This is a genomic window from Arthrobacter sp. zg-Y919 (assembly GCF_030142045.1).
GTDB lineage: Bacteria > Actinomycetota > Actinomycetes > Actinomycetales > Micrococcaceae > Arthrobacter_B.
Map to the genome: position 1 here is coordinate 825596 of NZ_CP126242.1, position 13467 is coordinate 839062.

The window sequence follows — 13467 nt, forward strand, 5'->3', positions numbered from 1 at the left end:
TCAGTTCTCCTTCAGGGGGTCGCGGCCGTCACGGATGATGGCCGCCGCCCGGCCGGCACTGCGGCGGAGGGCGGGGACGCCGTCGGCGGAACCGACGGCATTAACGTGGCCGATCTTACGTCCCGTACGCACCGATTTGCCGTAGGTATGGACCTTGGCGGCGGGTTCGGCCGCCAGGGCCAGGGGATAGGAGGCAAACAGGTCGCTGTTTTCCCCGCCGAGGATGTTTTTCATCACGGCCGCCCCGCCGGTCAGGTCCGTTGACCCGAGGGGGAGGTCCAGGACCGCCCGCAGGTGCTGTTCGAACTGGCCGGTGACGGAGCCGTCCATGGTCCAGTGCCCGGAGTTGTGCGGGCGCATCGCAAGTTCATTGACCAGAAATCCGGGGCCGCGGCCGGGAGTCTCGAAAAGTTCGGCAGCCATCACACCGGTCACGCCCAGTTCAGCGGCCAGGCGCAGGGCGGCGGCGGCAGCAGCTTCCGCGACAGCAGGATCAAGATCCGGCGCGGGCGCAATGACCTCGTCGCAGACCCCGCGAACCTGGATGGACTCAACGACGGGCCAGGCCGCCGTTTCCCCGCTTGGTGTGCGGGCGACGAGGGCCGACAACTCGCGGCTGAAGGGGACTTTTTCCTCGGCCAGCAGCGGCCCGTTGCCGAACCAGTCGGCGCTGTCCCTGGCGGAACCGGCGTCGTCGACAACCCGCACGCCCTTGCCGTCGTAACCGCCGCGCGGTGTCTTCAGGACCACGGGCCAGCCAGCTGAGTTGCCGAAGGCCACCAGCTCCTCGACCGTGGTCACCTCCGCCCAGCGGGGATTGGGCAGGCCCAGGCGTTCCACGGCAGCACGCATAACGAGCTTGTCCTGTGCATGGATCAGCGCAGCGGGACCGGGCCGGACGTTGGTGCCCTTCTCGACCAGGGCCAGCAGATGCTCCCCGGGGACGTGCTCATGGTCAAACGTGACCACGTCCACTCCGGCGGCGAAATCGGCAAGGACCTGCAGATCCCGGTAATCGCCTACTGTGGCATTCGCCACGGCCGGTACCGCCGACACATCGAGGCCCTCGGCGAGCACACGCAGCTCGAATCCGAGGGCTGTGGCCGCCGGGGCCATCATCCGGGCGAGCTGGCCGCCGCCTATCACGCCGATAATTGGGAAATCCACGTCTTAAGGGTACCTATAAGGGCAGTAGTTCCAGCGGTGCGACCCCGCCGTTCCCGCGGTCCCCGGGAAACTCCCATAAAGGACCGGTATTATCGGGAGTTGACCGCCGCGCGCCCGCGCGTCGGGTTTTGGCAGCCATCGATCCTCAGGGAGTGCTGCCGTTGATCGGCCACGGAGGGTCATGTTTACATCGCTGTCAGCTCGGATGCGGGGCCTCGTGTCCCTTTTTTGGCGCGAGGTTGCCAAGTTCGGAACGGTGGGCGCACTGGCCTTCATTGTCGACAACGGACTTACCCTGTACCTGATGCACGGGCCAATGTCCGGCAGTGAGGTCAAGGCACGTTTCGTGGGCGCCGTCGTCGCCACCATGTTCTCCTGGGTCGCCAACCGGTACTGGACATTCCGACGCCGCCGCAGCGTTGACAACGTCGGCCGCGAACTCGGGTTGTTCCTCCTCATCAATGGTGTGGGCATCCTTATCTCCACCGGATTCACCTGGGTGGCGCGCTACCCGATGGGCATTGAAGACAAGAACATGCTCTTCCTGGCGGGCGTGCTGGGCATCGCCGTGGCCACGGTGCTGCGTTTCTTCGCCTACCGTTTCTGGGTGTTCAACGCCGAGCTGGACCAGGAACCCGGATTCGAGCAGGACCGCGCGCTCCTCGCGGAGCCCGTGGTCCAGCCCGGCAGTGCCGTCAATAACAGCGCCGTCAATAACGCGGTTAAGCCTCCAAGCGCTTCGTAACCCGTTCCGACGCCAGCACCCGTTCATCCGGTTCCACGCCGGCTGCCGTCAGCACGACGGCGCCTCCCGACGCCCAGGTGCGCACTGCCCCGGCCAGGACGAGCGGCAGGTCCGGCCCTGAGGCCAGAAGTACTTCCGCGGCCGCACCGGTGCTCTCCAGCAGGGCGCCGAGCGATCCGTAGGACACCGTGCCGGTAAGGTCCCGGGCCGCGGTCGGGCCGGCGACCTCGAGTGCCGGCTGTCCGGCGTCGGGCAGGGCGGCCTCCATATAGGTGTCCGCGTACGAGCGCACCTCGGCTGCATAGTCGACGACGCCGGCCGGCAGTTCCGCAGGAAACGCCAGGTCAAGCGCCCCAAGCGCCACCGCAACCACTGTCCCCGCGGCACCGCTGTCCGGTGAAGCCGTCACGGTGACGTCCCTGGAACGCGCTTCCTCCGGGGAACCGAGGAGCACCGTGCATCCGGTCTGCCAGGCGGCCAACACCCACACCAGCGTCTTCCAATGGACCGGGAGATCCAGCTGGACGCGCAGGCCCGGCTCGGCGTCGAGTTCATCGACCAGGAAATTGGAGGTCTTGGCCACCCAGTTGTCCAGCACCTTGCCGGAGAGTTCGATCCGCTCGCCGCCGTCGCCGTACCAGATCAGGGCGGGGGAGGTGGCTTGGTGGGTGCGCAGCCCCGACAACAAGGTGCTGGCTGCAGACATAGACATGGGAATGGGCCTCTTTCATTTGGTTCCTGCCGGTGAACGCTGCATGCGCCGGCGTCGTCATACGAGCGGATGGATGCGTAGAATTTTTCGATTCCGGCTGCCCGGGAACGCGTGTAGTGTGCGACGCGCCGGGTAGTGGAGCGGAATCCCGGGCGTGGCGTTCCCCGCATCCGACGATTGAACTCTATATGATGCCGGAACAGCTTGACGGAGTCGTATTACACGCGTGTAATTAGGTATCGGATTTGTTCCAGCCAAATGGACGGACCCGCGGGGCCCCGGTCCTGCCGGTGCAGCCACACAGCCGCCGCTGGAGCAGTAACACCGGGAGGACTCCATGGGGCAAGCAGAAGAAAAGCAGGACCGTACCGTCATAGCCGAGCAGGCTTCGGCCAGCTACGGCTCGAGGGGTGTTCCCGTCGACTGGTACGTGGATCCCGCGGATCCGGCTGCCGCCGAGCGGTACCGCCGGGAAACGGTCGGCACCCTCGAAGACCAGGCCACTGCTTTCCTTGCAGCGCATGAAGCGCTGGCCGATGTCCCGGAAGACCTCGTCCTTGACCCGCCCGTCTCGCTGTTCCCGAGTCCCGCCGAGTCCGAAAACCGGCCCGTCTGGATTGGCCTGCCGGGCCTGGGCCAGGATTACGCCGACGAAGGCGAACTGGGGTGGCAGGCGGACGCCCTCTGCGCCCAGACCGACCCCGAAGCATTCTTCCCGGAAAAGGGCGGCTCCACGCGGGACGCTAAAAAGGTCTGCGCCGCGTGCAACGTCCGGTCGCAGTGCCTGGAATATGCGCTGGCCAATGACGAGCGGTTCGGTATCTGGGGCGGCCTTTCCGAGCGCGAACGCCGCCGGCTTCGGAAGCAGGCAGTCTAATTCATTCGCACGTCCACGTCTGTGCCGTTGTTGTAGCCCATAACGGTGCCGCTTACCTGCCCGAGACCCTTTCAGCCCTGACATCACAGACCCGCCCTGCGGATTTTTACATCGGCGTCGACGCCGGTTCCACTGATGCCAGCGCCTCCCTGCTGCAGCTGGGGCTTCCGGTGGGGAGCCCCGTCATTGCCGGACCGGCGCGGGGCGGCTTCGGTGCCGCCGTGAAGGCGGGCCTGGCCGAACTCCCCGGGTCCGCCCGCACCCCGCACGGTGGCGGGGGCGGCGCTGATGCCGTGCAGGAATGGATCTGGCTGCTGCACGATGACTCGGCTCCGGACCCCGGAGCCCTTGAAGAACTGCTCCTGGCGGTGGAGCGTGCGCCGTCCGTGACGATCGCCGGCGCCAAGCAGGTGGAATGGGTCAATGACCGCCGCCTGGTGGACGTAGGCGTCAGCATCAACCGGTGGGCGGAACGGCTCACGCTGATCGACGCCGACGAACTGGACCAGGGCCAGTACGACTTCCGCAGCGACATCTTCGCGGTGAACTCCGCGGGTATGCTGGTCCGCCGCGATGTGTGGGATGCGCTCGGCGGATTCGACCCGGCGCTGCCCGGAAGCGGCGACGACATTGACCTCTGCTGGCGGAACCGGCTGGCCGGAAACCGTGTGGTGGTGGTGCCGTCCGCGCGGATGCGCCACGCGGGCAACCGTCCCGGTCCTGCAGCCTCGGCCCCCGCGGCCCGCAAGGCGGAAATCTACCTCCGGCTCAAGCACGCACCCCTGTGGCAGGTTCCCTTCCTGGCCGTAGGCGCGGTCCTGGGCGGCATCGGCCGCTTTTTCCTGGGGATGGTCGCCAAGGATCCCGGCTATGCAATCTCCTCGCTGATCACCAGCACCGCCGCCGTCCTGCGTCCGGTGGACCTGTACCGGTCCCGGCGGCAAGCCGCGGCAACGCGGAAGCGCCCGCGCAGCGCCGTCAATGCCCTCCGCAGCGGAAACCGGGAAGTGCGCGAGCACCGACGGTCCCTGACCGAGTACCGGGCTGCGGCCCCGGACGGCAGGGAAACGGGCAGCGAGGAATACGTCCCCAGCGGGGATACGAATAACGACTTTGCCGCCCTGGCGGGCCCGGGCCGGGCCTGGGTGGGGCTCGGCGCCCTGATGGCCGCACTGCTGCTGACCGGAATCTCGCTGGCCGGCCTGCATCGTCTCTTCGGTTCCCCGGCAGTTGCCGGCGGAGCACTCGTGCCGCTGGGCCAGGGCGTAGGAGACATGTGGGCCGCAGCCACCGGCTGGTGGGCGCAGGTGGGCTCCGGAGCCCCCGCCCACGGCGACCCGTTCAACTATGTCCTCTCCCTTTTGGCCGTGGCCGGGTTCGGTAACGGCAATGCCGCCGTGCTCATCCTGCTGCTGCTTGCGCTTCCGTTGGCCGGGCTGAGCGCCTGGTTTGCTGCCGGGGCGTTTACCGGGCACCGCGGGCTGCGGTTCTGGGCGGCTATCTTCTGGGCGGCGGTTCCGGCGTTCCAGGTAGCCCTTGGCAGCGGCCGGCTCGGTGCGTTGATTGTCCACATCCTGCTTCCCCTGGCGGTGCTGGCCATGGCCCGTGCCGTCGGTGCAGGGACTCCCCGGGCCGCCGACATACCGGCAGGAGCGCCGTCCTGGACGGCCGCGGCTGCCGCCGGGTTGCTGCTGGCGGCTGTCAGTGCTTCAGCGCCGCTGCTCTTCGTGCTGGCTGCCGTGGCAGTGCTGCTCCTGACCCTGGGTCTCCGGCGCCGCGCGCGGACCCTGTGGTGGTCGCTGCTGCCGGCTGCCGCGCTCCTCCTCCCGCAGGTCTTGTCGGCAGCTCCGAACCTCCGCGCGGTCCTGGCGGATCCCGGAGTACCGCTCGCTTTTGTCCGGGCAGAGGCCTGGCAGCAGCTGCTGGGTTATCCGCTGGCCTTCGAGGTGAACGGCACATTGGGGGGCCTGCTCCCGGGCGGTCCCTGGAACCTGGTTCTTGCCCTTGTGGTCGGTGGCCCGGTTGTGCTCCTGGCTGCGCTGGCCCTCTTCCGGCCCGCGTCCGCACCGCTCGCCCGGCTGAGCTGGCTGCTGGCCCTGGCGGCACTTGCGCTCAGTGCTGCTGCCTCCTACATCGGAACCGCTGCTGCCCCGGACGCCGTGGTAACAGCGTTCACCGGTCCGCTGGTCTCCGCATCCGTTGTGCTCCTGCTCTGCCCGGCCCTGGCCGCCGCCGGTGACATCCGTGTGCCTCGCCCGGGGGCTGCGCGCAACAGACGCCTCCTGGCCGCCGTGCTGGGAACGGTGCTGGCGGTAGGCCCTGCTGCCAGCCTGGGATTGTGGGTCATCCCGCAGTTCACGGGCAGTGGCTTCCCGGGTACCCAGGACCACGCCGCCGCTGACGCGGGTGTCCTGCCCGGCTTGACCACCGGCATCCAGGGTGCGGAGGACCGCACCCTGCCCGCTACCGCCGCCGATGCCGGCCGCGGTGACGCCCAGTCGCGGAGCCTGGTGCTCCATGTCGACGCTGACGGCAACGTCTCCGCCGCGCTGATGCGCGGGGGCGGAACAACCCTCGAACAGCACTCCACCATCTACGCCGCCCGCGATATCCAGGGCAGCATGGGCGGGGAACAGCTGTCTGACGGCGACCAGGCGACGGCGGACCTGCGCCAGGCGGTTGCTGTGATCACCGCCGGAACCGGTGTGGATCCGCGTGAGGACCTGGCCCGGCTCGGCGTCGCCTTCGTGGTGCTCCAGGAATCCGACACCGCTGCAGAACTGCTGGCCGGAAGGATGGATTCCGTTCCCGGGCTGTCCGCCGTGGGACAGACCGGTTCCGGATGGCTCTGGCGCGTGAGCGAGCCGTTGAGCTCGGCCGGTACGGAAACGCAGTCCGGGGCCGGGGCCAGGGTACGCATCCATAACGCGGATGGCAGTACGGCGGCCGAAGTTCCCTCCGGGAACGAAGGCGTTTCCACCTCCATCCCGGCCGGTGACGACGGACGCCTGCTGGTGCTGGCTGAGCGTGCCGATGCCGGTTGGCGGGCCACGCTGAACGGCCAGCCGCTGACTGCCGCGGAACAGGAATGGGCGCAGGCTTTCGAACTGCCGGCCGAGGGCGGGGAGCTGAACGTGGACTACGTCAGCGCCGCCTCACCGTGGCTCGAGGCACTGCAGGTCCTGATCATCGGGCTGACCCTGCTCCTGGCGCTCCCAACGCCGAGCGGCCGCACCATCCGCCTCCCCGGAAAACGTGAATCCTCCGCCGCGGAGGCTCCTGCTGCGGACCTGCATTCCGCTGCCGATCTTCCCTCCGGGGACCTACCAGACGGCGGTTCCGGTCCTGCGGGGCATCCGGAGACAGCAGAAACACCGGTGCCTTCCGGCGCCGGCCCGCACCGGGAAAACCGGGCCCCGGAAGGACGCCAGTAATGAGCAGTAAAAACATGGGCAGCGAGTCCGCACAGCCGGGCCAGCCGGCCGGGGAGCCCGCAGCCGCCGGTGACCCTCAAGTAAGCAGCCCCAAAACAACCGGCCGCAGGACGAACGGCGCCAAGACCGCCGGACGCTGGGCCGGGGGAGTCCTGCTCCTGGCATCAACCGGAGCGCTCATAGCCGGGACATCGCTCGTCGGCATCGGAACGTCGGACGGCGCTGTCGAGGTCCCGTATGCGGAGGTACCGGCCGGCCCGCTGACAGGCGTGTGCCCGGAGCCGCCGCGCCTGCTCGCCGGCAATGTTGCGGGCACCGACGCGGAATTCAGTGCTGAGTCCAAGGATGCCAAGTCCACGGTGACCTCCGTCGTGCTCGCGGCTGCGGGCACTCCGGTGCCCGCAGCCGAGCTGACAACGGTGAAGGACGGCTCGGTGCTGAAGAGCATGGGCGGCGGCACCGACCTCCCGCTTGCGGGCGTCCGGACCGCCGGCGTCGTCCGCAGCCAGCCGGTTTCCGCGGCGGCGCTTTTGAGCGCGGAGCCGGAAGGTGCCCAGCAGGTCACCGCCGGTGCCGCCCTGGCCTACACGGCCACCGACGGCGACCTTGCCGGGCTTACCGCCGCCAACTGCCAGGCTCCGGCCAACGACCTGTGGCTGGTCGGCGCCCGGACCACTGTCGGTGCCACCGCCGTGCTGCAGTTGACCAATCCCTCCCAGACCGCCGCCGACGTCGACCTGGAGCTTTATGGATCTGCCGGGCCGATTTCCGGACCCGGCACCAGGGGCATCGCCGTGGGTGCCGGCGAAACAAAGTCCGTAGTCCTTGCAGGGCTGGCCGCCAACCAGGAGACCCTGGCCGTACGGGTGCGGAGTTCGGGCGGCCCGGTGGGTGCGGTGATCGCGCAGAACCTGCTGCGCGGTCTCACGCCCGGGGGTGTTGAGCTGATCCAGCCCACGGCCGCGCCCGGACCGGCCCAGGTGGTCGGCGGCGTGCGGATCCAGGATCCCACCGCCACCCGCAACCTCGCGAAGGAAGACGGATACGCATCGGTGGGGCCTTCGCTCCAGATCGCCGTTCCGGGGGCGAATGACGCGGTAGTGAACGTCCGTGTCTTCGGCAGCCAGGGCGAAGTGGTCCTGGAAGGTGGTGGAAGCTACAACGCCGCTGCCGGCACAGTGACCCGGCTTCCGCTGGATACGCTGCCGGAGGGCACGTACACGCTGGATATTTCCTCCGACGTCGCCGTTGCCGCTACTGCCGTGTTCAGCCGGGGTTCCGATGCCAAGGTAGGCACCGACCTGGCAGTTGCTCCTGCCGTCGAACGGCTGGGCAGCGAAAATCTGGCCGTGCTGCCCGCAGGCGACGCGACCCTCTCCTTCACGGCGCCGGCGGGCGCTGCCGAAGTCCGCCTGGCGGCAGTGACCGCGGAAGGTGCCCTCCTGGCCGAGAAAACGGTCCAGCTGTCAGCTGCTTCCACTGTGTCCGTGCAGCCGGGTGATCTGGGCGAGTCCGCAGCAGCGGTCCTGATCAGTGCTTCCGGCGCACCGGTCTACGGAGCGCAGGTAGTGACCAGCGGTGATACCGGGATCAGTGTGCTGGCCTTGCCGCGGGGAAACGTCGGCGGCAGCCGGGTACAGGTCGGCGTGGGTTACTAGCCTTTAGCTAGAGGGGCCGGAAACGGCCATACGCTGGATCAACGTTCTCGGGGTCCATTCCCATCAGCACCGCCAGCTGCTCAACGATGACGTCATGCACCAGCTCGCTGGCCGGCACCAGTCCACGGGCTGCTGTTTCGACTGCATGCCGGTAGATGGTGATGACAGGAGGCCGGTTCGGCGCGGGCGCCGTACCGGCGCCCAGCGGGATGGGCCCGCCGGAGCGTGCCAGCTCCTCGAGGCCGGGCGGGATTTCCTCCACGACGAACTGGTAGGCCTGTATCTTTTCGCCCCACAACCGTTCCAGCCGCTGTGCGGATTCAAGTACCCACTCGTCAAAGCGTTCGGCCCGCGTGCGGGCGCCGGCCAGGTGCGGGGGAATCACGTCTCCCCGCAGGCCCCGCCCGTGGCGGTTACGCCGCCGCTGCCGGAAGGACCGGGCAGGAGCGCCGGGGGAGGAAGCGGCCGCAGCACTCGACTCATCATCAAGGCGCACCCGGAACGAAGATCCCGTGAACATGTAAGAACTCTAACCGTTGTCCCCCGGCCCGTGGACCCCTTTCCTGCAACGCTGCGTTCCTCGGAGGTGCGCGCGCCCTCGCTGCGCACCCGCGCCCGGGCCCGCGGGCGCTGGTCCGGCGCGCCTGTGCGTCCGCCGCCCGGGGAACAGGTAAAGTGATCCTCCGTGGAATCCTTACGTCAGTGCTCCCGTTCAGCCTGCCGCCAGCCGGCGGTAGCCACGCTGACCTATGTTTATGCGGATTCCACCGCAGTGCTGGGTCCGTTGGCCACCTACGCCGAGCCGCATTGTTACGATTTGTGCGCCGGCCACTCCGCCCGGCTGACCGCACCCCTGGGATGGGAACTGGTCCGCTTGAACCTGGACGGCCAGCCCCGGACCCCGAGCCCCGATGAGCTCTCCGCCCTTGTGGATGCCGTCCGGGAACAGGCTGAGGAAGCTCCGGAAGCGGATGCCGAGCCCAGGACCGGCGGCAAGCATGCACTGGAAGCACCTGCCGAGACCCCGGGAACCCGCAGGGCGCACCTGCGGGTGCTGCGCGAACAAAACTAAGCACCTCCTTGCCGCTCTCCGCCACGCGCTACGCTTGGCTGTGATGCGCCGCCAACCGCGGCACCTGATTTCAAGGAAGTGCTGTACCAATGGCCAGACTGACAGCCGGACTTCTCTCCGTCCTGCGTTGCCCCACCACCGGATCCCCGCTTGTCCAGGACGGTGACGAACTTATCTCCACCGTTCCCGGCCCGGCAGGCACGGCAGTCCGGTACCGCTTGGAGGAGGGAATTCCCGTCCTGTTGAAGGCCGCCGCCCCCAGGCAGGAGGGCTAGCCGCCCGGTCCCGCCTCAACCCTGAGGATTCCAGCGTGAGCATTGAGTTCAAAGTAGCCGACCTTTCCCTCGCCGAAGCCGGACGCCACCAGATCCGCCTGGCCGAACACGAAATGCCCGGCCTGATGGCCCTGCGCCGTGAGTACGGCCCCAGCCAGCCGCTGGCGGGTGCCCGCATTGCCGGATCCCTGCACATGACCGTGCAGACGGCTGTGCTCATTGAGACGCTGACGGCGTTGGGAGCCGAAGTCCGTTGGGCGTCCTGCAACATTTTCTCCACCCAGGATGAAGCCGCTGCGGCCGTGGTGGTGGGCAACGGAACCATGGACGAACCTGCCGGAGTTCCCGTCTTCGCCTGGAAGAATGAGTCACTCGAGGACTACTGGTGGACGGCCGAGCAGATCCTGACCTGGCCCCAGGGCTCCGGGGGACCGAACATGATCCTGGACGACGGCGGCGACGCCACCCTGCTGCTGCATAAAGGTGTGGAATATGAGGCCGCCGGGTTCGTCCCGGAAAACCCGCAGGACGGGGATGAGGACTACTCGTTCGAATTCACCGTTATCCTGGACCGGCTGCGCCGCAGCCTGGCACACACCCCGGGGAAATGGACCGCAATCGCCGGGGGCATCCGCGGCGTCACCGAGGAAACCACCACCGGCGTCCTGCGCCTGTACCAGCTGGCGGCGGAAGGCAGGCTGCTCTTCCCGGCCATTAATGTCAACGACTCCGTCACCAAGTCCAAGTTCGACAACAAGTACGGCATCCGGCACTCCCTGCCGGACGGCCTTAACCGTGCCACCGACACCCTCATCGGCGGCAAAGTAGCCGTTGTCTGCGGCTACGGCGACGTCGGAAAGGGAGCCGCGGAGGCGCTGCGCGGGCAGGGGGCACGTGTCATCGTGACGGAAATCGATCCCATCTGCGCGTTGCAGGCCGCCATGGACGGCTACCAGGTGGCCAGGCTGGAATCCGTGCTGGCGCAGGGCGACATCTTCATTACCACCACCGGCAACAAGGACATCATCATGGCCCGGCATATGGCCGCGATGAAGCACCAGGCCATCGTCGGAAATGTCGGCCACTTCGATAATGAAATCGACATGGCCGGGCTGGCCCGGATCCCGGGCATCCGCAAGGTCGAGATCAAGCCGCAGGTCCACGAATGGGTCTTCGACGAAGGCACCGGCACGCAGCGCAGCATCATCGTGCTGTCCGAGGGCCGCCTGCTGAACCTGGGCAACGCCACCGGCCATCCGTCCTTCGTGATGAGTAACTCCTTCGCGAACCAGACCATTGCCCAGATTGAACTCTTTACCCGGCACGGGCAGGCCGACGCCGACGGCAACCCGGTCTACGGCCGCCAGGTCTATGTGCTGCCGAAGGTGCTTGACGAGAAGGTGGCCCGCCTGCATCTGGGGGCACTCGGCGTCGAGCTGACGGAACTGACCAAGAGCCAGGCGGATTACCTTGGAGTCGACGTCGCCGGACCCTACAAATCCGACCAGTACCGCTACTGAGGGCCGGACTCCCGGCGCCGGGCCCCGGAGTGCCGCTGATCACCGCCTCGCGAATGGGCGGGGTGGCGCGCGCCTCCACCCGGAGTCTCCCGGTAGGGTCGAAGTTAAGACCAGCGGAGTACAGTTTTTGGAAGTGAAAGAGGAAGCAGTGGCCAGCCACGACGAAACCCCCACGCATCGATCGACGGCGGGAGGGGAGCCCTCAGACGGAGCTCCGGTGCAGTCGCCCGGTGAAGCAGAGTCCGGTGCCGGTTCCTCCGCAGTGACCTCCCCGGGACTGTCCGGGGCCGGTGAACATGCCGATTGGGATGCGGAGTTCGACAGCCTCACCGGAACCGAGCGGGCAGAAGCGGAAGCAGCCAGGGAAGCGGAGGCTGCTGAGCCTGAAGCAGCTGCTGAGCCTGAGCCGGACATCGTTCCGGCTGACAACGCGCCGGCTGACCGCGCCGCGACGGACACTTCCGCTGATTCTGAGTTCCACGCTGCTGAATCCCACGCTGCCGAGCCTGACACCGCTGAATCAGACGCTGTTGAATCAGACACCGTTGAACCTGACGCTGTTGAACCTGACACCGTTGAGGCCCACGCTGTTGAGGCCGACGTCCTGGCCGCAGAGCAGGCCGAGTCCGGCAGCCCCGGCACTGCGGTTGCCGGCGGAACGGTTCCGGGCGGACATCCGAAGGTCGCCCAGCGCAGCCAGCTGCCGATGCGCCGTGCCAGCACCCTGCCCGATTTGAGCGGCTATGCCCCCGACGGCGCGGACAGCGATGCACTCACCGACGCAGCGGACCTCCCGGCGGAAGGGACCGAGGAGGAACGGCCGCAGGCTGTGCCTTCCGGGTCCCACGAAGCGGGCCAGCACGCGTCCGGCAGGTCCGGTTCCCATGAAGCTGCGCCCGCCCCGGCGGATGAAGGAGTGTTCGCGGCGTCGAAAGAGGCCAACGACGACGGCGCCGGCGACGACGGTGACGACGCCGGTGTAGCCCAGGGCCGGGCAGCCCAGGGCAGTGCCGTTGACGGCGCGGCTGGGGCCTACGCCGCCGGAACCGTCGGCACCGTCGGCACCGCCGGCATAAGCACCGCTGCCGGAACCAACGACGCGGCTGCAACTGACGACGCGGCCGATGCACCCGCGGCTGCAACTGACGACGTGGACCCTTCACTCTCAGCCGCCGAAGTGCAGCGGCGGGCGCAGGAACGCGAAAAGGCCGCGGCCGGAAAACCCGTCCTCGCCCGTGTCCTGCAGGTGATGATTGCCGTGTTCTTCCCGGTCATGGTGCTGGCAGCAGCCATCCGTGCCGTTGCGACGCCGTTGTTCCTCTGGGTGGAGTACCACCGTCCCGGCTTCCCGGCAGACAGCTTCGGCTTCTCCACCGACGACCGCATGACCTACGGATCCTATGCCGTGGACTACCTGCTGAACTGGAGCGGTTCCCGGTACCTGGGGGACCTGGTCGGGGACGGCGGGGAGCCGCTGTACCTGGACACCGAGGTCAGCCATATGGCCGACGTCAAGACGGTGCTGACGGTTGCCTTCGTGGCCGCGACTGTGATGGCGGTCCTGAGCCTTTTGGCCGCACTGTATCTGTGGCGGCGCAGCCCGGGCGGCATCCGCCGGTCGCTCTTCTCCGGCGCAGTGCTCACACTGGTGTTGGTGGCCGTGATGGTGGTCCTGGCTGTCATGGGCTGGGAGATGTTCTTTACCCAGGTGCATTCGATTTTCTTCGCCAACGGCAATTGGACGTTCCGGATGGATGACACGCTGATCCGGCTCTTCCCGGCCCAGTTTTGGATGGACGCCGGGATAGCCATTGCTGCGCTGGTGCTGCTCACCTGCACCGTGGTGCTTGTCTGCTGCTGGCCCACCCGGGCGCGCCGGGAACGTGTGCAGCAGGAACGTGCTGATGCACGCCGCCGCTACGACGAATCGCTCGATGCCCTTTAGGCAGCCCACCCCTGGGGCCAGGGCCAGGCAGTAAAAAATCCCCCGCACCGGAACAGGTGCGG

At 67.8% G+C, this 13467-nt stretch carries 11 protein-coding genes; 8 read left to right on the forward strand and 3 right to left on the reverse strand.

Annotated features, from left to right (window positions below; genetic code table 11):
* Positions 1-1167: a 5-(carboxyamino)imidazole ribonucleotide synthase gene (locus QNO10_RS03965; protein WP_229949664.1), complete on the reverse strand. Its 1167-nt coding sequence runs from the start codon at positions 1165-1167 to the stop codon at positions 1-3.
* 181 nt (positions 1168-1348) lie between these two features.
* Here QNO10_RS03965 and QNO10_RS03970 point away from each other — a divergent pair, with 181 nt between their 5' ends.
* The gene (locus QNO10_RS03970; protein WP_229949666.1) at positions 1349-1912 is read left to right on the forward strand and encodes a GtrA family protein; all 564 of its coding nucleotides are present in this window, start codon (positions 1349-1351) and stop codon (positions 1910-1912) included.
* On the opposite strand, the gene QNO10_RS03975 is transcribed toward QNO10_RS03970, so the two are convergent.
* Positions 1890-2624, reverse strand: coding sequence for a TIGR03089 family protein (locus tag QNO10_RS03975; protein WP_229949668.1), 735 nt, complete (start codon positions 2622-2624; stop codon positions 1890-1892). The two genes, QNO10_RS03970 and QNO10_RS03975, sit on opposite strands and share 23 nt — an antisense overlap.
* Positions 2625-2961: 337 nt before the next feature.
* Between QNO10_RS03975 and QNO10_RS03980 the strand changes: the two genes are divergently transcribed.
* Genes QNO10_RS03980 through QNO10_RS03990 form a run of 3 tightly spaced genes read left to right on the forward strand, consistent with a single transcriptional unit; the run spans position 2962 to position 8593 of the window.
* The gene (locus QNO10_RS03980) at positions 2962-3501 is read left to right on the forward strand and encodes a WhiB family transcriptional regulator (RefSeq protein ID WP_229949669.1); all 540 of its coding nucleotides are present in this window, start codon (positions 2962-2964) and stop codon (positions 3499-3501) included.
* Entirely contained in the window at positions 3501-6935 is a 3435-nt protein-coding gene (locus QNO10_RS03985; RefSeq protein WP_229949799.1) for a glycosyltransferase family 2 protein, read from the forward strand. Before QNO10_RS03980 ends, QNO10_RS03985 begins: the two co-directional genes overlap by 1 nt.
* On the forward strand, positions 6935-8593 hold the full coding sequence (locus QNO10_RS03990; protein WP_229949670.1) for a DUF5719 family protein: 1659 nt from the start codon (positions 6935-6937) through the stop codon (positions 8591-8593). Before QNO10_RS03985 ends, QNO10_RS03990 begins: the two co-directional genes overlap by 1 nt.
* 7 nt (positions 8594-8600) lie before the next feature.
* On the opposite strand, the gene QNO10_RS03995 is transcribed toward QNO10_RS03990, so the two are convergent.
* Positions 8601-9113 (reverse strand): metallopeptidase family protein, encoded by a 513-nt coding sequence (locus QNO10_RS03995; RefSeq protein ID WP_229949672.1) that lies wholly within the window; start codon positions 9111-9113, stop codon positions 8601-8603.
* Between the two features lie 165 nt (positions 9114-9278).
* On the opposite strand from QNO10_RS03995, the gene QNO10_RS04000 reads away from it, so the two are divergent.
* The 4 genes from QNO10_RS04000 (at position 9279) to QNO10_RS14565 (ending at position 13405) form a co-directional block, all read left to right on the forward strand.
* Positions 9279-9665 (forward strand): DUF3499 domain-containing protein, encoded by a 387-nt coding sequence (locus QNO10_RS04000; RefSeq protein ID WP_229949675.1) that lies wholly within the window; start codon positions 9279-9281, stop codon positions 9663-9665.
* Between the two features lie 89 nt (positions 9666-9754).
* Positions 9755-9940, forward strand: a complete 186-nt coding sequence (locus QNO10_RS04005) for a Trm112 family protein (protein WP_229949677.1) — start codon at positions 9755-9757, stop codon at positions 9938-9940.
* Between the two features lie 35 nt (positions 9941-9975).
* Positions 9976-11460 carry an adenosylhomocysteinase gene (ahcY, locus tag QNO10_RS04010; RefSeq protein ID WP_229949679.1) on the forward strand — a complete coding sequence of 495 codons (1485 nt, stop codon included), beginning with the start codon at positions 9976-9978 and terminating at the stop codon, positions 11458-11460.
* Between the two features lie 133 nt (positions 11461-11593).
* A complete protein-coding gene (locus QNO10_RS14565; RefSeq protein ID WP_331460339.1) occupies positions 11594-13405 on the forward strand; it encodes a TIGR01906 family membrane protein in 1812 nt (603 codons plus the stop codon).
* Positions 13406-13467: the final 62 nt, after the last annotated feature.

Coding starts and splice junctions, on each gene's coding strand:
- QNO10_RS03970 (WP_229949666.1), top strand. CDS start 1,349: ATGTTTACATCGCTGTCAGCTCGGATGCGGGGCCTCGTGTCCCTTTTT.
- QNO10_RS03975 (WP_229949668.1), bottom strand. CDS start 2,624: ATGTCTATGTCTGCAGCCAGCACCTTGTTGTCGGGGCTGCGCACCCAC.
- QNO10_RS03980 (WP_229949669.1), top strand. CDS start 2,962: ATGGGGCAAGCAGAAGAAAAGCAGGACCGTACCGTCATAGCCGAGCAG.
- QNO10_RS03990 (WP_229949670.1), top strand. CDS start 6,935: ATGAGCAGTAAAAACATGGGCAGCGAGTCCGCACAGCCGGGCCAGCCG.
- QNO10_RS03995 (WP_229949672.1), bottom strand. CDS start 9,113: ATGTTCACGGGATCTTCGTTCCGGGTGCGCCTTGATGATGAGTCGAGT.
- QNO10_RS04005 (WP_229949677.1), top strand. CDS start 9,755: ATGGCCAGACTGACAGCCGGACTTCTCTCCGTCCTGCGTTGCCCCACC.